We start from the raw sequence: 16,707 nt of genomic DNA on the forward strand, positions 1-16,707 counted from the left end.
GTTTTGCGTCCCTAATCATTTGCTCGGTCGTTTCAGCGTCAGCAGAGATTTCCGGGGCGCTTGAGTCTTTCCCGTAGTGCTCGAAAGAGAAGTGTTCGCAATCCTTGACTCGTACCGAGTAGCGGCCGACTTGGACATTGAGGCCTGCTGAGGCGAGAGTTGCCGCTAGAGCTTCCTTTTCGGGCCATTTGAATAGTTGGCCGGACATGGTGGCAGATCCTTCGCTCATAAAGCCTAACGCAATGTAGGCGGCGATGCCATGTTGCCACTGCTGGAAAGAAGTAGCCAGATATGCCCATTTGTGTATAGATATGAAATCCACATATAGCTACTTTTCTGTGATGCGATCACGCAGATTGAGTCGGCGAGCGACCTTCAGAGGCATTCGCCAGACCTTGGCTTGTCTGTCCCAGGTGGCGCCGGCCGCTTTGACCACGGATTGCAATTGTCCTTCTCCGATGTCGATGCGAACCCCTACGATCTGATGGGGCCTTGCGCTGACTGGGGCCTGCTCAACGATCAACTCCACTGTCGTGATGCGTGTTTTGCCTGAGGGGTCAACGCGGTGACGAACACACACCAGTTGCTCCCCATAGCGGCGTGCAAGCTTGATCGCACCCGGCTGAACGGGGGCGAGCTTTTTGGTGACCCTGAAGTTTGTGATGTCGCTTTTCATTGTCTCTTCACTGTATCCGATCCAGTTCTGTCAACCAAGCCGGACATGCACACCCCCATAGGGGCGTGAATCGCCCGCATCAACCCCTCTTGAATGCTGTGTTTGGATACAGTAATGTTGCTATATGAAGCGCCTCGATGCAGCCACGTCACCAGCCCCTCAGCCTGCGCGCCTGCTGGACCAACTGCGTGAGCACATCCGCTACCTGCACTACAGCCGCCGCACGGAAGAGGCCTACGTCTACTGGGTCAAGGCCTACATCCGTTTCCATGACCTGCAGCACCCCAAGGACTTGGGCGCGCATGAGGTCGAATCCTTCCTCAGCCATCTGGCCTCCGAGCGTCAGGTCGCGTCGTCCACGCACAAGCAGGCCTTGTCGTCCCTGATGTTCCTGTATCAAAAGGTCCTGGGCATTGATCTGCCCTGGTTGTCCGCCATCGGTCGTCCCAAAGGCGAGCGGCGTCTGCCCGTGGTTCTGTCGACGGATGAGGTCATGCGTGTGCTGGAGGCCTTGCCCCAGCAACACCAGCTGTTTGGTCAGTTGCTCTATGGCACCGGCATGCGCCTTCTGGAGGGCTTGCGCTTGCGGGTCAAGGACATCGATTTCGAGCACCGTGCCATCGTGGTGCGCGAGGGCAAGGGCGCCAAGGACCGCACGGTCATGCTGCCCGAGCGTTTGATCCAGCCCCTGCGTGATCACCTGACCTGCATCCGGCAGATCTGGCAAAACGATCGCGACTCCGGTGTCGGTGGCGTTCACACGCCCGGCGCGCTGGACCGCAAGTACCCTCAGATGGGGCGGAGCTGGTCCTGGTTCTGGGTGTTTCCTCAACTGGATCTGAGCACGGATCCACGCACCGGCGAGGTCCGGCGTCACCATGCCCATGAGCAGTCATTCCAGCGGACCTTCAAGAAGGCCGTGATGTTGGCGCGCGTCACCAAACAGGCCACGCCACACACCTTGCGGCACTCTTTTGCCACCCACTTGCTCCAGGCGCGCTACGACATCCGCACGGTTCAAGAGTTGCTGGGCCACAGCGATGTCAGCACCACGATGATCTACACCCATGTTCTCAAGGTGGGCGGTGGTGCCGTGGCCAGTCCCTCGATGCCTTGCTGCCCGCCGTTCATGGGCTCGCATCCCGTCCGGGTGAGGCTAGTGCACCCATCCCGATGCCGCCACCCACAGCGGCACGCTGGCCATCCCCAGCAGGGTCGAGACGGTGATCAGCCCGGCCACAAAGGCACCATGGCCCCCCATGCGCACGGCCAGCACATAGGCGCTGGAGGCGGTGGGCAATGCGGCAAAGGCCACCAGGATGCCGTGTTGTGCTGGGGGCAGATGCAGCCAGATCCCCAGCGGCAGCGCCAGGGCGGGCAGCAGGGCGTGCCGGATGGTCAGCAAGGTGGTGGCCAGCACGGGCGCCTCGGTCAATCCTCCGAGCTTCAAGCCGGCGCCCACGGCCAGCAAGCCCATGGGCAGGGCCGCCTGGCCGATGCGTCCTACGCTCTCGACGGTCCAAGTGGGCAGTGGCACGCCGCTGAGCTTGACCAGCAGACCTGCCACCGTGCCGATGATCAAGGGGTTGCGGGCCATTTCCCGGAAGGCGTTCTGCCCTCCGTGCCGCGCCAGCGACCACACGGCGCCGGCATTGCACAGTGGCACGCACAGGGCGATCAGAACGGCGATCCAGGCCACCCCTTGAGCGCCAGCCAGGCGCTCTGCCAGTGCCAGGGCAATGTAGCTGTTGAACCGGAAGGCGATCTGCGCGCCACTGGCGTGCATGCGTGCATCCACACCAGGCCACCAGCGCAGCAGGGTGGCCAGCCCGATGCCGCTGGCGCAAATCAGCAGGCCGCCCGCGGCCAGGGCGGCTGCGTCTCCCACCTGGATGGGGCTGCGCACGATCGATGCAAACAGCAGGGCCGGAAACAGCATCCAGTAGACCAGGCGCTCGACCACCTCCCAGACAGGTCGATCAAAAATCCGGGTTCTGCACAGCGCAAAACCGGTCATGATCAGCGCAAAGTCGGGGAGCAGCAGCATCGGGTCCAGCATGGGGCGCAAGGGTAACTGTTTCCTGGGAGGATTGCGGGCAAACCCTGGCTTGTCAGCCGAACTTTGGGCCCAATCGTTGATAGTTGGCGGCGCGTGGTGTGCGTGACGGGACAGCCCCGGCGTCGTTTGTTTCAGTCCTGGTCAGGTGGTGTGGATGGCCCAGCTTGCGCGCGTGTCGCTTCGCGAATGGTGGACGCTCTCGCGTCAGCTCTGTGTGCTGGCGATCCTGGCCATGCTGTCCGGGGGCATGGGGGTGGGCGGTCTGCCTCAGGCGGGTACCGCACAGGCCGCTCGTCTGGAGGGGCAGCGTTTTGACGACACCGTGGTCCTGGCCGATCGCACCTTGCGCCTCAATGGCCTGGGCTTGCGAGGGGTGGCCTGGCTGAAGGCCTTCGTGGCCGGTCTGTATCTGGCGGCGCCCAGCCGCGATGCGGGCCAGGTGCTGGCCATGCCGGGTCCCAAACGCCTGCGGCTCAAGCTCATGCTGGAGGTCTCCAGCAAGGAGTTCTCCAAGGCCTTTTCAAAAGGGGTGCGCAAGAACGAGCCTGACAATGTGCAGGCCCAACTGGCCTCGCGCATGGCCGTGTTCATCGCAACCGTCGATGCCATGGGCACCATCCGCAAGGGGGATGCCATCGATCTGGACTATGTTCCCGGCAAGGGCATGCAGATGAAATGGAACAACAAGGTGCTGGGCCCCGTCATCGAGGGGGAGGACTTCTACCGCGCCATCCTCAAGATCTTCATCGGTGAGCGCCCCGTGGACAAACGCATGAAGGAAGGCCTGCTGAGTGGCGGATCCACACCTTGACCGTTTCATCGATGCACTTTGGCTCGAAGATGGCTTGAGTCCCAACACCCTGTCGGCTTACCGCCGCGACTTGCAGGCGCTTGCCGACTGGCTGCAGATCGATGCCGAAGGCCGCTCCCTGGTTCAGGCCAGGGAGTTGGATGTGCTGGCCTACATGTCTGCGCGGCACGAGGGCTCCAAGCCCAGTTCGGCCGGGCGCCGTCTGAGCGTGTTCCGGCGCTTTTACCGCTGGGCCCTGCGTGAGGGGCTGGCGCAGGCCGACCCCACCCTCAAGCTCGATGCGCCCAGGCAGCGCCTGCGCACCCCCTCCACCTTGACGGAGGCGCAGATCGACGCCTTGCTGCTGGCCCCTGACGTGAACGAAGCGCTGGGCCTGCGTGACCGCGCCATGCTGGAGCTGATGTATGCCAGCGGCCTGCGGGTGAGTGAACTGGTCGAGCTGCTGGCTGTTCACTTGTCCCTGCCCGACGGCGTGGTGCGGGTCACGGGCAAGGGCAGCAAGGAGCGCCTGGTGCCCTTCGGTCAGGAGGCCGGTCAATGGCTGCAGCGCTACATCAGCGAGGCACGCGCCGGCATCCTGGGCGGGCAGGTCAGCGATGCGCTCTTTGTGACGGCGCGCGGCGGGGCCATGACCCGGCAGATGTTCTGGAAGCTGATCCGCAAGTACAGTCTGTTGGCGGACATCCACCAGCATCTCTCGCCGCACACCCTGCGCCATGCCTTTGCCACCCACCTGCTCAACCATGGCGCCGACCTGCGCGTGGTGCAGTTGCTGCTGGGTCACGCCGACATCTCCACCACCCAGATCTACACGCATGTGGCGCGGGAGCGCCTCAAGCAATTGCATGCGCGTCATCACCCGCGCGGCTGAGGGCGCTCAGCCCATTTCGCCCAGCAGGAAGCGCATTTCTGCATCACTGAAGCCAGCCTGTTTGCGCGCCGCCAGGTTGTAGGGCGGTTTCAGGCGTGGTGCTTCGTGGCGTCGCACCAGCTCCGGGTAGACCGTCACCGGATCCAGCCCGCGGGCGGCGCAGAGGTGGTGGAACCAGCGGTTGCCGATGGCCACGTGGCCGATCTCGTCACGCAGGATGATGTCCAGGATGCCCACGGCGACCAGATCTCCGGCCTTGGTGAGCTTGGCCTGGATGGGGGGCGTGGCATCCAGCCCACGGGCTTCCAGGGTGCGTGGCACCAGCGCCATGCGCGCCAGGATGTCATGGGCCGTGCGCTCGCACATCGACCACAGGCCGTCGTGGGCGTCAAAGTCACCATAACGGGCGCCCAGGCTGTGCAGATGCTCGTTCAGCAGGGTGAAGTGCAGGGCCTCTTCGCTGGCCACCTGCAGCCAGTCGCGGTAGAAATCACCGGGCATGCCCTCGAAGCGCCAGACAGCGTCCAGCGCCAGATTGATGGCATTGAACTCGATGTGGCAGATGGCGTGCAGCAGGGCAGCACGGCCTTCCAGCGTGAAGGGGGAGCGCGTGGGTACCTCTTTGGCCGACGCCAGACGTGGCCGCTCGGGGCGGCCGGGCAGGGCGGTGAGCACCTCGGGCGTGGGGTGCACGGCCTCATAGGCCGCGCGCATCAGCGCCTCAGGCTGGGCCTGGACGGTCTCGAACAGCTCGCGGGCCGCCCGGGCCTTGTCAACCGGATCCCTCAGCAGCAGGGCGTGCAAGGCCTGGTGACGAAGGCCGGGCATCGTCATTCCGCCCAGTGGATCCAGCCGGCCTGCGCCGTGACCAGGATCAACACACCAAAGGCGATGCGGTACCAGGCAAAGGGCACGAAGGTGTGGGTGGACACATAACGCAGCAGCCAGCGCACGCACAGCCAGGCCGACAGGAAGGACAGCAGCAGCCCGATGCCGAACAGGGGGGCATCGGCCATCGACAGCAGTTCGCGCTCCTTGTAGAGGCTGTAGGCTCCCGCACCGATCAGCGTGGGGATGCCCAGGAAGAAGCTGTATTCCGTGGCGCTCTGGCGCGACAGGCCCATCAGCATGCCGCCGATGATGCTGGCACCCGAGCGGCTGGTGCCGGGCACCAGGGCCAGGCACTGCAGCAGGCCCACCTTCAGGGCGTCGAGCACGGTCATGTCATCCACCGACTGCACACGGGCCGGGGCAGCCCCCTGGCCTCGTTTCTCTGCCCACAGGATGATCAGCCCGCCGATGATGAAGGTGGTGGCCACCACCGTGGGGGTGAACAGATGGGCCTTGATGGCCTTGCCCAGCAGCAGGCCCAATACCACCGCCGGCAGGAAGCCGACGATCACATTGAGGGCAAAGCGCTGCGCACGCGCCTCGCTGCCCAGTCCTTTGACCGTGTCGAGCAGGCGCTGCCAGTACACCAGGATCACGGCAAAGATGGCGCCGGTCTGGATGGCGATGTCGAACACCTTGGCCTTGTCCGCGCCCATGCCTTGTCCGAAGTCCAGCAGCGATCCCGCCAGGATCAGGTGCCCCGTGCTGGAAATGGGTAGGAACTCGGTCAGTCCCTCGACAATGCCCATCAGGGCCGCCTTGATGTACAGCGCAATATCCACAAGAGTCCGTTCGTTCTGAGCAGCGACAAGCCGAGCATCTTAGGGCAAGCCCGCGCGCCTGGGCCCCGGCCGATATCCCCTGATCGGACGGGGTGGCCGCGCCTGTGTCAGCATCCTGTCTGTCGCCGTCTTTGCCAAACACCTTGTCATGCCATTTTCCCGAGACGCCTGGGTCAACCGATATGCCTCGCTCAGCGCGCAACTGCAGGACCAATGTGGTGTGAGCCTGGGCACCGAGCTGCAGGGGCAGCCCTTGCCTAATCTGCAGTGGGTGGCCACCAGCGAGGCCCTGGCGCGTGAGCTGGGATGGCCCGAGGACTGGGCCGAGCACCCCGAGGCACTGGCCGTGTTCAGCGGCAATGCTGTTTGGCCAGGCATGCGTCCCATGGCCACGGTCTACAGCGGACACCAGTTCGGCCAGTGGGCCGGGCAACTGGGGGACGGGCGGGCCTTGTTGCTTGGCGAGGTCCAGACCCCCCAGGGCCCGCGCGAGGTGCAGCTCAAGGGCGCCGGCGCGACCCCGTATTCGCGTCGGGGGGACGGGCGTGCCGTGCTGCGCTCGTCCATCCGCGAGTTCCTGTGCAGCGAGGCCATGCATGCCCTGGGCATTCCCACCAGCCGGGCGCTGTGCCTGACCGCATCGCCCCATCCCGTCTACCGTGAAACGGCGGAAACTGCCGCCGTGGTCACCCGCGTGGCGCCCAGCTTCGTGCGTTTCGGGCACTTCGAGCATTTCGCGCACAGTGGTCGCCCGGGACACGATCAGGCCCTGGCGGCGCTGGTGGACTTTGTGGTGGACCACCATTTGCCCCACCTGGCACACCTTCCCAGGGCGACCGCAGCGGCGGGGCAGGGCGAGCGTGCCGTGGCCCTGCTGGCCCATGCCTCCGAGACCACGGCCGACCTGATGGCGCAATGGCAGGCCGTGGGCTTTTGCCATGGCGTGATGAACACCGACAACATGTCCATCCTGGGCCTGACGCTGGACTATGGACCTTTCGGTTTCATGGATGGCTTCGACCCTTCGCATGTCTGCAATCATTCGGATGTGTCCGGCCGCTACCGCTGGCGCTACCAGCCCGATGTGGGCTTCTGGAACATCGGGGCGCTTGCGCAGGCCCTGGCGCCCCTGATCCCCGATGCGGCCACCGATGACAGTGAGGCGCAGTTGCGCATCCTGGGCGCCATCAAGCGATACGAGCAGCGCTATGGCGAGCAGATGCTGGCGCGCTGGCGTGCCAAGCTGGGCTTGAGCACCGAGGAGCCGGACGACGCCCGGCTGGCCCATGACTGGATCACGCTGATGGCGGGCGCCCGTGCCGACTTCACCATCACCTTCCGGCGCCTGGGCGGCTACCGCGCAGCCTTGCCGCCCGAGGCCCCCGAGAACGCGCCGGTGCGGGATCTCTTCCTGGACCGCGCCGCCTTCGACGCCTGGGCGCGCCGCTACGCCGATCGCCTGGCGCGTGAGAGCAGCGTGGACGCCAATCGGCAGGCGCGCATGGACCGTGTCAACCCCTGGGTCGTGCTGCGCAACCATCTGGCCGAGCACGCCATCCGGCGCGCCCAGGCCGGTGACTTCAGTGAGGTGCAGCGCTTGCACCGGGTCCTGCAGCGGCCGTTCGAGGTGCAGAGCGAACACGCGGCCGATGCCGACTTCCCGCCCGACTGGGCTTCCGCCATCGAGGTGTCCTGTTCATCATGAGCGATTACAAAGTCCAGAAAACCGACGCGCAATGGCGCGAGCAACTCGACGACATGCAGTACCAGGTGACCCGTCGCGAGGCCACCGAGCGCGCCTTCACTGGCAAGTACTGGGACCACAACGAGGACGGCATCTACCGCTGCGTGTGTTGCGGCGCACCCTTGTTCGATGCACGCACCAAGTTCGATGCCGGTTGCGGCTGGCCCAGCTACTTCGAGCCGCTGCGCGCTGACATCATCGAGCGCATCGAGGACCGCAGCCACGGCATGGTCCGTGTCGAGGTGCGCTGCCAGGATTGCGGCGCCCACCTGGGCCATGTGTTCGACGATGGCCCGGCCCCCACGGGTGAGCGGTTCTGCATCAACTCGGCCGCGATAGACTTCAGCCCACGCTGACCACCCTGATGCCGCGCATTGCACGGCCACCACCATGAAGCTGCTGCTGGATTTCCTGCCGATCATCCTCTTCTTCGCCACCTACAAATGGGGCGATGGCAACAAGGAGCTGGCGGCTCACTGGATGACCCACACCCTGGGCTTCATGGTCTCGGGCGGCATCGTCGGGATCAAGGAGGCGCCCACCTTGCTGGCCACCGTGGCTGTGGCGGCGCTGTCGATCGTGCAGATCGTGACCATGAAGCTGCTGCGCAAGAAGATCGACACCATGCTGTGGGTGAGCGTGGTCATCGTGCTGGGCCTGGGGGGGCTGACCATCTACTTCCACGACGAGACCTTCATCAAGTGGAAGCCCACCATGATCTACTGGGTCATGGGCGGGGGCCTGCTGATCTCCGACATCATCCTCAAGCGCTACGTGTTGCGCACCATGATGAGCGCGGCCGAACTGGAGGTGCCCGATGCGGTCTGGCGCACCCTGAGCTGGGCCTGGGTGCTGTTTTTCGCCGGCATGGGTGTGCTCAACCTCTATGTGGCCTACAACTACCCCACCGACACCTGGGTGAACTTCAAGATGTGGGGCAGCCTGGGGCTGACGCTGGTGTTTACCCTGGCGCAGGGCGTGTACCTCAGCCGCCACATGCCTGCCGTGCCCGACAAGGCCAAGACCGAGGCCTGAGGGCCAGGAGCGACCCATGACCCCGCCTTCACCCTCCCACGGCGTCAGCGCCGACCTGATCGAGACCACCTTGCGCGCCGCGCTCTCGCCGCAATCGCTGCAGGTGCAGGACGACAGCCACCTGCACGCGGGCCATGCCGGCGCGCGCGATGGCCGGCATTTTTCGGTGACCATCCAGGCCGCCTGCTTCAAGGGCCTGTCACACGTTCAGCGTCATCGTCTTGTGTATGATGCTTTGCGCGATGTGATCCCTCAGGGCATCCATGCGCTGGCCATCAAGGCCGAAGCCGTTTGAACACTCTCAACACATACATGCAAAACCAGCCGGTGCCCCGGGCGCTGTGCTCGCACCAAAGGACCCTGTTGTGCTCATGAAGACCCAACGTATTGCCCAGGCTGCCGCTGTCGCCGCTGCCCTGGTTCTGGCCGCCCCCATGGTGCTGGCCCAGAACATCGCCATCGTCAACGGCAAGGCCGTGCCCAAGTCGCGCTTTGACGCGATGATGACCCAGATCGCCAAGCAAGGCCAGCAGCCCAAGACGCCCGACCTCGAAGCCAAGGTCAAGGAACAGCTCGTGCTGCGCGAGATCTTTGCGCAAGAGGCTGAAAAGCGTGGCATCGCGGCCTCCGAGGATTACCGCCAGCAGATGGAGTTCGCCCGCCAGTCGGTGCTGATCCAGACCCTGTTCGCCGACTTCGAAAAGAAGAACCCCAGCACCGAAGCTGAAGCCCGCGCCGAGTACGACAAGATCAAGGCCACCAGCGGTGACAAGGAATACCGCGCCCGCCACATCCTGGTCGAGAAGGAAGACGAGGCCAAGGCCCTGATCGCCCAGCTCAAGGGCGGCGCCAAGTTCGACGAGCTGGCCAAGAAGGCCTCCAAGGATCCCGGCTCGGCCGAGAATGGTGGCGATCTGGACTGGGCCAGCCCTGGCAACTACGTGCCTGAGTTCTCTGCCGCGATGACCAAGCTCGAAAAGGGCCAGTTCACGCAAGAGCCCGTCAAGTCGCAATTCGGCTTCCACATCATCAAGCTCGAAGATGTGCGCGCCAACCAGTCGATCCCGCCTTTCGAAGAGGTCAAGGATCAACTGATCCAGCGCAACAACCAGATGAAGCTGGCCAAGTTCCGTGACGAACTCAAGGCCAAGGCCAAGACCGACTTCAAGTTCTCCAACCAGTAAGTCGTCTACTGCACCTGTGTCATCAGCGCGGCATTGCCTCCGGCCGCTGCCGTGTTGATGCACACCACCTGCTCCGTGGCAAAGCGGAGCAGGTACAAGGGGCCTCCCGCCTTGGGACCCGTCCCGCTGTGGCCTTGGCCACCGAAGGGCTGAACGCCCACCACCGCGCCAGTCATGCCGCGGTTCACATACACATTGCCCACCCGCATCCGCTGCGCGATCTGCTGCGCGCGTGAGTCGATGCGCGTGTGCACCCCCAGTGTCAGCCCGAAGCCCGTGGCATTGAGCTGATCGATCAGCGCGTCCAGGGTGGGAGCACCCGTGCCCGGCCCCCAGTGCACCACGTGCAGGATGGGCCCGAAGTGCTCCTCGCGCACATCTGCCACGCAGGGCAGGGCATAGGCTGCGGGCGTCACGAAGTGCCAGCGCTCTGCCAGTTCCGGGCTGGGGCAGGCGGCCACGCCGATGCAGCGCACCTCCTGTGCTCGCTCCTGCGCTGCCTGTGCCAACTCGGTCAGGTGCGTGTGCAGGCGGGCCTGGGCCCGTCCATCGATCACCGGGCCGACGTCGGTGCACCACTGTGCCGGATCGCCCACCACCAGGGTGCTCAGCGCACCGGCCAGCAGTGCTTCGAACTCATGGGCGGTGCTCTGATGCAGGCACAGCACGCGCAGGGCCGAGCAGCGTTGCCCCGCACTGCCAAAGGCGCTGCCGATGACGCTGTCGAGCAGTTGCTCGGGCAGGGCCGTGCTGTCGGCGATCAGGGCGTTGATCCCGCCGGTTTCCGCGATCAGCGGCACGATGGCCTGACCGGGACGCTCCATCAGCGCGCGCTGGATCTGCCGGGCGGTGGCCTCCGAGCCCGTGAACGCCACCCCCGCGCACAGCGGGTGGGCGACCAGGGCATGGCCCACGACCGCGCCCAGGCCGGGGGCCAGTGCCACCACGTCTCTGGGCACTCCCAGCGCATGCAGCAAGTCGATGAAGCGTGCCGCCACGCGCGGAGTCTGCTCCGAAGGCTTGGCGGCCACGGTGTTGCCCATCACCAGCGCGGCCATCACCTGGCCGGCAAAGATGGCCAGGGGGAAGTTCCAGGGCGCGATGCAGACCCACACGCCGCGCCCCCGCAAGCGCCACTCATTGTGCTCACCCGTGGGACCGGGCAGCACCCGTGGAACCAGCGATTCGCGGGCCTGCTGGGCGTAGTAGCGGGCATAGTCGATGGCCTCGCGCACTTCGGCCACCGCATCGGGCCAGCTCTTGTGACCCTCCAGCACCAGATCGGCCGCCCAACTGTCCAGTTCGGCCTCCAGGCGCAAGGCCACCTCGTCCAGCCATTGACAGCGCCGTGCTGCGGGGCTGGCCTCCCAGGACTCGAAGGCTGCGGCCAGACGCGCCATCAACGCATCGATGTGCTCGGGCGCCAGATGGGCCGGCACATCATGTGTCTGCTCCCGTGTCCGGGCCTCAGTCAAGGCCTGGAGCAGGGCCTCTCGGTGGGCCTGCACATGCACATCGCGGCCCCAGGCATTGAGGCGTTGTGGGCCATACAGCAGCCGTGGTGCAAGTACGCCGCAATCGGTGGTGGAGGGCGGCTCATCGGCCGCCAGCAGCGGCGAGCGCATCAGGGTGTCCAGGGACACGGTCGGGTCCACCAACTGATGCACGAAGGACGTGTTGGCCCCGTTTTCCAGCAGGCGCCTGACCAGGTAGCCCAGCAGGTCGCGGTGCGCACCCACAGGGGCGTAGACCCGCAGGGCAGAGGTTTGCAGGCCACCGACCGGATCGGCCAGGATCTCCCGCCAGGTGGCCTCGCCCATGCCGTGCAGGCGTTGCCACTCCAGCGTCCCCAGTGGCACGCCCTGCCTGTGCGCCAGTTGCATCACCGCAGCCACCGTGAGCGCGTTGTGGGTGGCGAACTGTGGCGACAGCACGGCGCGGTGCCCCAGCAAGCGATCTGCGCAGGCCAGGTAACTCAGGTCGGTATGGGCCTTGCGAGTGAACACGGCAAAGCCGGGCAGCCCCAGCTCCTGCGCACGCTTGATCTCGCTGTCCCAGTAGGCCCCCTTGACCAGACGCACGGTCAGGCGACGCTGGTGCAGTGTGGCCAGTCGGGCCACCTCGTCGATGACTTCAGCGGAGCGCAACTGGTAGGCCTGCACCGCCAGCCCGAGGCCCGACCAGGCACGGGCCTCAGGCTCTCCGGCCAGTGCCTGCAACAAGGCCTCCAGCACATCGAGCTGCAACTCCAGCCGCCAGGACTCTTCGGCATCGATGGTCAGTAGCACATTGGCCCGTGCGGCCTGCAGCGCCAGTGCATGCAAGGGCGGAATCAGGTGGCGCAGTACCGCCTCGCTGTGAGCACTCTCAAAGCGGGGGTGCAGGGCGCTGAGCTTGATGGACAGTCCGTCATGGTCGCCGCGCCCGGCCATCTCGGTCAGGGCGTGTTGATAGGCGCGCAGATAGCGCTCGGCATCGGCCCAGGTGCGTGCCCCTTCCCCCAGCATGTCGACGCTGAAGCACAGGCGCTGACCACGTGCCCGCGCGGCATCTCGCAAGTGCTGGGCGTGGCTCAAGGCCTCGTCCACGGTCTGTCCCAGAACGAACTGGCGCCCCAGCAATTGCACCGACCGGATCGTGGCGGCCACCACGGTCTGACCGCCCAGGCGCTGCAGCCAGCCATGCGGGCCACGGTCGCTGTCGGGCAGCAGGTGCTGCGCCAGCTCCAGCACCCGATGCGACAGGCTCTGAAGCAGGCCCTGGGCGGGGGGCGGGGGCGGCGCCTGGTCGTGGTGGCGCAACTGGTCAATGGTCAGTGCCAGCGCGGTGTCGGCGTCGGGCACGCGCAGCAAGGCCTCGGCCAGGCGCATCAGGGCCAGGCCCTCGTGGCTGGACAGCGGGAACTCGTGCAGCAGGGATTCCATGGCCCAGAGGGGCCCGGGATGGCGCCTCACCCCTTCGACCCACGGGGTGCAGCGCTGCTTGACCGCCGTCCAGTCCACATGACCGCTCAGCGCCTCCTGCAAGGCGCGCACGGCGGCAGCTTCATCGCGCCAGGGACAGGGGAGACGGTCCTTCCGTTCAGGCTTCATGCCAGGGCCCTCTGCTGTGACGGCCCCAGCGTAATCTCAAGCGACCTCAGCGTCCAGCGCAAGTGCCGAACAAACCGGGCTCATTTGTGGCGTGTTCAGCGCTTGCGGAACACCAGATCCCACACGCCATGCCCCAGGCGCAGCCCACGGTTCTCGAACTTCGTCAGCGGCCGGTAGTGGGGCTTGGGGGCATAGCCCTCGGCGGTGTTCTCCAGCGCGGGCTCGGCGCCGAGCACCTCCAGCATCTGTTGGGCATAAGGCTCCCAGTCCGTGGCGCAGTGCAGATAGCCGCCCGGGGCCAGACGCGTGACCAGGTGGGCCACCAGGGGCGCCTGGATCAGGCGACGCTTGTGATGGCGCTTCTTGTGCCAGGGGTCGGGGAAGTAGATGTGCACGCCCGCCAGGGAGCCCGGCGGGATCATGTGCTCCAGCACCTGCACGGCGTCGTGACGCAGGATGCGGATGTTGCTCAGACCCAACTCGCCAATGTGCTTGAGCAGGGCACCCACGCCGGGTTCATGCACCTCGCAGCCGATGAAGTCGGTGTCGGGCAGGGTCTGGGCGATTTTGGCGGTGGCATCGCCCATGCCGAAGCCGATCTCCAGCACCACCGGGGCCTGGCGGCCGAAGGTGGCGCCAAAGTCCAGAGGCTGTTCGCTGTAAGGCAGCACGAAGCGGGGGCCGAGCTCGTTCAGCGCACGGGCCTGACCTTCGGTGGTGCGGCCGGCACGCATCACATAACTGCGGATGGTGCGGGGGTGTTCGGGCGAGGGCTGCTCGGACTCGGGGGAGGGGGCTTCGTGGGTGTCGGACATGGGGCGGACCTGGATCAGATCGGGCGATTCTAGGGGGATCTGGGGATGACGCTGCGGTAGATGTCGACGGGCACTTCAGGCTAAGCTGCTCCGATGGCGAGGCATCTCTTCACAATCAAAGGCAGTCCATGGCTTGGTGGAAGCGTCTGATCGGGTTGCGAGCCCCTGACCCGGCGTGGTTCACCCAACCCGATCCGGCATCGGCCGGGCAGAGGGCGGCCCTGGAAGTGCAGTACCTGGGGGCGGCGGGTTTCGTGATCCGTGATGCCGGGCGCACCGTCGTGCTCGATCCCTTCGTGACGCGCGTGGGGCTGTGGCCCACGCTCACGCAGCCCCTGGTGCCGGATACCGAGTTGATCCAAGCGCTGATCCCGCACGCCGACGATGTCCTGATCGGGCATGCCCACTACGACCACATCCTGGACGCGCCCGACCTGTGCCGCCAGACGGGAGCGCGCCTGATAGGCTCGCGGGCGACCATCATGGTCGGGCGTGCGGCTGGCTTGCCCGAGCACCAGTTGCTGGAAACCGCAGGCCGTGAGGACATCGCCTGTGGCCACTGGACCGTGCGCGGCCTGCCATCCCGGCATGGCAAGGTCTTTGGCCGCATCCCCATCCCTGGCGACATGCATGAGCCCCCGCCCTGGCCGCCCCGGATGCGGGAGCTCAAGCACGGTCTGGTGATGAACTGGCTGGTGGACACGGGTGGGCTGCGGGTGGTGCACATCGACTCGGCCGACGTCATCCCCGATGAACTGGCGCTGGCCCAGGCCGACATCGTCTGCCTGTGCGCGGTGGGCCGGCAGGCCCGCCCGAACTATGTGCGCGATGTGGTGCGCCTGCTCAAGCCGCGCTGGGTGCTGCCCTGCCATTGGGACACCATGTTCACCCACATCCGCGACACCCCGGACATGATTCCGGGGGTGGACCTGCCGGGGTTCATCCGCGAGGTGCGTGAAGCGGGCTGTGAGGTCTTGCCAACGCCCATCTTGGGAGCCCGCAGGTTTCCCCTGCCCCTGAACAGGGGGCTGGCAACAGCGAGTTAGGGATGGGTGTTTCGTCTGGTAACAAACACAATGCCTCGGCACAGAGAAGGAGCGGTGCTACCGGCTCGTGCCTGGACAGTCCCGCGGACGTCCAGTTCCACACACCTTGTCAGGAGTCCTTCATGTCCCATTTGCTCAAGCCGTTGTTGCTGGCGGTATCTCTCGTTGCGGCCTCCACGGCTGCACAGGCCAATCTGCTGGTCAACGGCGGTTTTGAAGATTCGACCAGTCCGGTCGCAACGCCCCCGGGCTGGTTCAACATCGGCCACAACGATGGCGTGATCACCTATGCCGCCTTCAACACCCCTGTCTACGAGGGTGTGAACTACTATGACCTGGGTGGTTATGGTGACGCGAATGGCCCGATCGGTGACGGCATTGCACAGAGTTTTGCAACCACCGTGGGTGCGACCTACACCGTGAGCTTCGGCCTGAGCGGTGAAAACTCGTCAGGCGACGAAACCCTGACGGTTGCAGCTGGCAATGTGTCCTTGGACTACCCGCTCATTCCGGATGGTTCGGGTGTGTTTCAGCGTCCGTTCGTGACGCAGACCTTCAATTTTGTGGCCACCAGTGCATTGACCACCTTGTCGTTCGTACACACGGCCGGGCCTGGTGGCAACAACGACCCCTTGATCGATGGCGTCAGCGTCACCTTGGCATCGTCGGTGCCAGAGCCCGAGACCTACGCCTTGTTGTTGGCCGGTCTGGGGGTGGTGGGGTTCTCCCTGGCACGTCGGCGCGCCGCCTGACATGGTGAAGGGCCACTGAGGGCCCTTTCCTGTGCGACCTAGGCCGGAGCAGCGTTTGGGTAGGCTAGAATACGCGGGTTCTGCGGGTGTCGTTCAATGGTAGGACTCTTGCTTCCCAAGCAAATAACGTGGGTTCGATTCCCATCACCCGCTCCAGTTCAGCAGATCACAGCATCTCACACCGGCTCAAGCCTCTAAGTACATCAAGGACTTAGAGGCTTTTGGCTTTTCAGGCTCTCACCCTTCCAGCATCATCCACTCCCAGCGCTCGGCACTCTCGATGCCGACGGGATACCAGGCCGGCGTCCAGCCCTGCTCGCGTGCGATCCTGAAGCTCTGACAGACATCCCTGACTTCCGCCCCGTGAAGATCGCCTTGTGCGGTCTCGGTCAGCGTGAGCATGTCCCTGTCGTGGTGCCCCACCAGCATCAACACACCTTTGTGCTGTCCTTCGAGGGCGACCAGATTGTTGCGGATGACCACGGACAGGGGTTCGAAGCGAACGTCATCCGTCCCGGGGTGCCAGCTCAGGCACCACACGCCGATCGAAGCATCGCGGAACGTGGTCATGGATTCAATGTAGCGTGGCGCTCACAGGCACGCCAGAGGGGACACCCCCCCGAGATCGATGAAAAAGAGGGCTCATCACGCATTTCCTGGGTGTGCAGTGCCACTAATGCACGCTTTGTCGATGTAACGCGGGGCGCGGGCTGAGCCGCCTTTCTTCGCCCCGCTGGTGGCATGCCGAGACCGCCACCGGCCACGGCTCGCGCACATTGAGAGTCAGGGAGCGGATAGGGGAGCGACAACACGAAGGTCTGTGTGCGATTCACCAAGGATGGCAAAGGCGCGGCGACCAGGGTACGTCAGGACGTCTACGCAGACCACCAGCGGGGCGATCAAAGGGGTGAAGGGGCACGCGGCCGGGCGCCTTGTGGGTGCCGAGGAG

General features: G+C 65.3%; 17 protein-coding genes, 1 tRNA gene and 1 pseudogene. 11 read left to right on the forward strand and 8 right to left on the reverse strand.

What is annotated here, in order from left to right; genetic code table 11:
- A partial coding sequence (locus tag VFW84_RS03910) for a hypothetical protein (RefSeq protein WP_329679124.1) occupies positions 1-208 on the reverse strand: 208 nt, incomplete at its 3' end.
- Positions 209-328: 120 nt separating this feature from the next.
- The gene (locus tag VFW84_RS03915) at positions 329-676 is read right to left on the reverse strand and encodes a hypothetical protein (RefSeq protein WP_329679125.1); all 348 of its coding nucleotides are present in this window, start codon (positions 674-676) and stop codon (positions 329-331) included.
- A gap of 124 nt (positions 677-800) precedes the next feature.
- On the opposite strand from VFW84_RS03915, the pseudogene VFW84_RS03920 reads away from it, so the two are divergent.
- A pseudogene (locus VFW84_RS03920) lies at positions 801-1,802 on the forward strand (integron integrase); the annotation flags it as partial.
- A gap of 30 nt (positions 1,803-1,832) precedes the next feature.
- On the opposite strand, the gene VFW84_RS03925 reads toward VFW84_RS03920, so the two are convergent.
- Positions 1,833-2,735, reverse strand: coding sequence for an AEC family transporter (locus VFW84_RS03925; RefSeq protein WP_329679126.1), 903 nt, complete (start codon positions 2,733-2,735; stop codon positions 1,833-1,835).
- Positions 2,736-2,889: 154 nt separating this feature from the next.
- Here VFW84_RS03925 and VFW84_RS03930 point away from each other — a divergent pair, with 154 nt between their 5' ends.
- Positions 2,890-3,546 carry a chalcone isomerase family protein gene (locus tag VFW84_RS03930; protein WP_329679127.1) on the forward strand — a complete coding sequence of 219 codons (657 nt, stop codon included), beginning with the start codon at positions 2,890-2,892 and terminating at the stop codon, positions 3,544-3,546.
- Positions 3,527-4,417: a site-specific tyrosine recombinase XerD gene (xerD, locus tag VFW84_RS03935; protein WP_329679128.1), complete on the forward strand. Its 891-nt coding sequence runs from the start codon at positions 3,527-3,529 to the stop codon at positions 4,415-4,417. Before VFW84_RS03930 ends, xerD begins: the two co-directional genes overlap by 20 nt.
- 6 nt (positions 4,418-4,423) lie before the next feature.
- Here the strand turns inward: xerD and VFW84_RS03940 are convergent, their stop codons facing one another.
- Positions 4,424-5,245 (reverse strand): ferritin-like domain-containing protein, encoded by an 822-nt coding sequence (locus tag VFW84_RS03940; protein WP_329679129.1) that lies wholly within the window; start codon positions 5,243-5,245, stop codon positions 4,424-4,426.
- 2 nt (positions 5,246-5,247) lie between these two features.
- Positions 5,248-6,090, reverse strand: a complete 843-nt coding sequence (locus tag VFW84_RS03945; RefSeq protein WP_329679130.1) for an undecaprenyl-diphosphate phosphatase — start codon at positions 6,088-6,090, stop codon at positions 5,248-5,250.
- 148 nt (positions 6,091-6,238) lie between these two features.
- Between VFW84_RS03945 and VFW84_RS03950 the strand changes: the two genes are divergently transcribed.
- From VFW84_RS03950 to VFW84_RS03970, 5 genes are all read left to right on the forward strand, one after another.
- Positions 6,239-7,795 (forward strand): protein adenylyltransferase SelO, encoded by a 1,557-nt coding sequence (locus VFW84_RS03950; protein WP_329679131.1) that lies wholly within the window; start codon positions 6,239-6,241, stop codon positions 7,793-7,795.
- Positions 7,792-8,190 (forward strand): peptide-methionine (R)-S-oxide reductase MsrB, encoded by a 399-nt coding sequence (msrB, locus tag VFW84_RS03955; protein ID WP_329679132.1) that lies wholly within the window; start codon positions 7,792-7,794, stop codon positions 8,188-8,190. Before VFW84_RS03950 ends, msrB begins: the two co-directional genes overlap by 4 nt.
- Positions 8,191-8,224: 34 nt before the next feature.
- Positions 8,225-8,869 carry a septation protein A gene (locus tag VFW84_RS03960; RefSeq protein WP_329679133.1) on the forward strand — a complete coding sequence of 215 codons (645 nt, stop codon included), beginning with the start codon at positions 8,225-8,227 and terminating at the stop codon, positions 8,867-8,869.
- A 16-nt stretch (positions 8,870-8,885) separates the two neighbouring features.
- The gene (locus VFW84_RS03965) at positions 8,886-9,164 is read left to right on the forward strand and encodes a BolA family protein (protein ID WP_329679134.1); all 279 of its coding nucleotides are present in this window, start codon (positions 8,886-8,888) and stop codon (positions 9,162-9,164) included.
- A gap of 76 nt (positions 9,165-9,240) precedes the next feature.
- Positions 9,241-10,053, forward strand: coding sequence for a peptidylprolyl isomerase (locus tag VFW84_RS03970; protein WP_329679135.1), 813 nt, complete (start codon positions 9,241-9,243; stop codon positions 10,051-10,053).
- 5 nt (positions 10,054-10,058) lie between these two features.
- Here the strand turns inward: VFW84_RS03970 and putA are convergent, their stop codons facing one another.
- Together putA and trmB are read right to left on the reverse strand one after the other, a co-directional pair.
- Positions 10,059-13,145, reverse strand: coding sequence for a bifunctional proline dehydrogenase/L-glutamate gamma-semialdehyde dehydrogenase PutA (gene putA, locus VFW84_RS03975; protein ID WP_329679136.1), 3,087 nt, complete (start codon positions 13,143-13,145; stop codon positions 10,059-10,061).
- A gap of 95 nt (positions 13,146-13,240) precedes the next feature.
- The gene (gene trmB / locus VFW84_RS03980) at positions 13,241-13,960 is read right to left on the reverse strand and encodes a tRNA (guanosine(46)-N7)-methyltransferase TrmB (RefSeq protein WP_329679137.1); all 720 of its coding nucleotides are present in this window, start codon (positions 13,958-13,960) and stop codon (positions 13,241-13,243) included.
- Positions 13,961-14,088: 128 nt separating this feature from the next.
- On the opposite strand from trmB, the gene VFW84_RS03985 reads away from it, so the two are divergent.
- The 3 genes from VFW84_RS03985 (at position 14,089) to VFW84_RS03995 (ending at position 15,914) form a co-directional block, all read left to right on the forward strand.
- Entirely contained in the window at positions 14,089-15,006 is a 918-nt protein-coding gene (locus VFW84_RS03985; RefSeq protein ID WP_329679138.1) for an MBL fold metallo-hydrolase, read from the forward strand.
- Positions 15,007-15,128: 122 nt separating this feature from the next.
- The gene (locus tag VFW84_RS03990; RefSeq protein ID WP_329679139.1) at positions 15,129-15,758 is read left to right on the forward strand and encodes a PEP-CTERM sorting domain-containing protein; all 630 of its coding nucleotides are present in this window, start codon (positions 15,129-15,131) and stop codon (positions 15,756-15,758) included.
- Between the two features lie 82 nt (positions 15,759-15,840).
- Positions 15,841-15,914: transfer RNA gene (locus VFW84_RS03995), tRNA-Gly, on the forward strand.
- A gap of 81 nt (positions 15,915-15,995) precedes the next feature.
- On the opposite strand, the gene VFW84_RS04000 is transcribed toward VFW84_RS03995, so the two are convergent.
- On the reverse strand, positions 15,996-16,328 hold the full coding sequence (locus VFW84_RS04000; RefSeq protein WP_329679140.1) for a hypothetical protein: 333 nt from the start codon (positions 16,326-16,328) through the stop codon (positions 15,996-15,998).
- Positions 16,329-16,707 lie beyond the last annotated feature (379 nt).

Origin of the sequence: Aquabacterium sp. (assembly GCF_036279655.1) — a bacterium.
GTDB lineage: Bacteria > Pseudomonadota > Gammaproteobacteria > Burkholderiales > Burkholderiaceae_C > Aquabacterium.

Excerpts from the sequence above, each read along its gene's own strand:
- VFW84_RS03930 (WP_329679127.1), top strand. The coding sequence starts at position 2,890 with ATGGCCCAGCTTGCGCGCGTGTCGCTTCGCGAATGGTGGACGCTCTCG.
- VFW84_RS03965 (WP_329679134.1), top strand. The coding sequence starts at position 8,886 with ATGACCCCGCCTTCACCCTCCCACGGCGTCAGCGCCGACCTGATCGAG.
- VFW84_RS04000 (WP_329679140.1), bottom strand. The coding sequence starts at position 16,328 with ATGACCACGTTCCGCGATGCTTCGATCGGCGTGTGGTGCCTGAGCTGG.
- VFW84_RS03990 (WP_329679139.1), top strand. The coding sequence starts at position 15,129 with ATGTCCCATTTGCTCAAGCCGTTGTTGCTGGCGGTATCTCTCGTTGCG.
- putA (WP_329679136.1), bottom strand. The coding sequence starts at position 13,145 with ATGAAGCCTGAACGGAAGGACCGTCTCCCCTGTCCCTGGCGCGATGAA.
- VFW84_RS03960 (WP_329679133.1), top strand. The coding sequence starts at position 8,225 with ATGAAGCTGCTGCTGGATTTCCTGCCGATCATCCTCTTCTTCGCCACC.
- VFW84_RS03940 (WP_329679129.1), bottom strand. The coding sequence starts at position 5,245 with ATGCCCGGCCTTCGTCACCAGGCCTTGCACGCCCTGCTGCTGAGGGAT.
- trmB (WP_329679137.1), bottom strand. The coding sequence starts at position 13,960 with ATGTCCGACACCCACGAAGCCCCCTCCCCCGAGTCCGAGCAGCCCTCG.
- VFW84_RS03970 (WP_329679135.1), top strand. The coding sequence starts at position 9,241 with ATGAAGACCCAACGTATTGCCCAGGCTGCCGCTGTCGCCGCTGCCCTG.
- VFW84_RS03985 (WP_329679138.1), top strand. The coding sequence starts at position 14,089 with ATGGCTTGGTGGAAGCGTCTGATCGGGTTGCGAGCCCCTGACCCGGCG.
- VFW84_RS03915 (WP_329679125.1), bottom strand. The coding sequence starts at position 676 with ATGAAAAGCGACATCACAAACTTCAGGGTCACCAAAAAGCTCGCCCCC.
- VFW84_RS03950 (WP_329679131.1), top strand. The coding sequence starts at position 6,239 with ATGCCATTTTCCCGAGACGCCTGGGTCAACCGATATGCCTCGCTCAGC.
- VFW84_RS03925 (WP_329679126.1), bottom strand. The coding sequence starts at position 2,735 with ATGCTGGACCCGATGCTGCTGCTCCCCGACTTTGCGCTGATCATGACC.
- msrB (WP_329679132.1), top strand. The coding sequence starts at position 7,792 with ATGAGCGATTACAAAGTCCAGAAAACCGACGCGCAATGGCGCGAGCAA.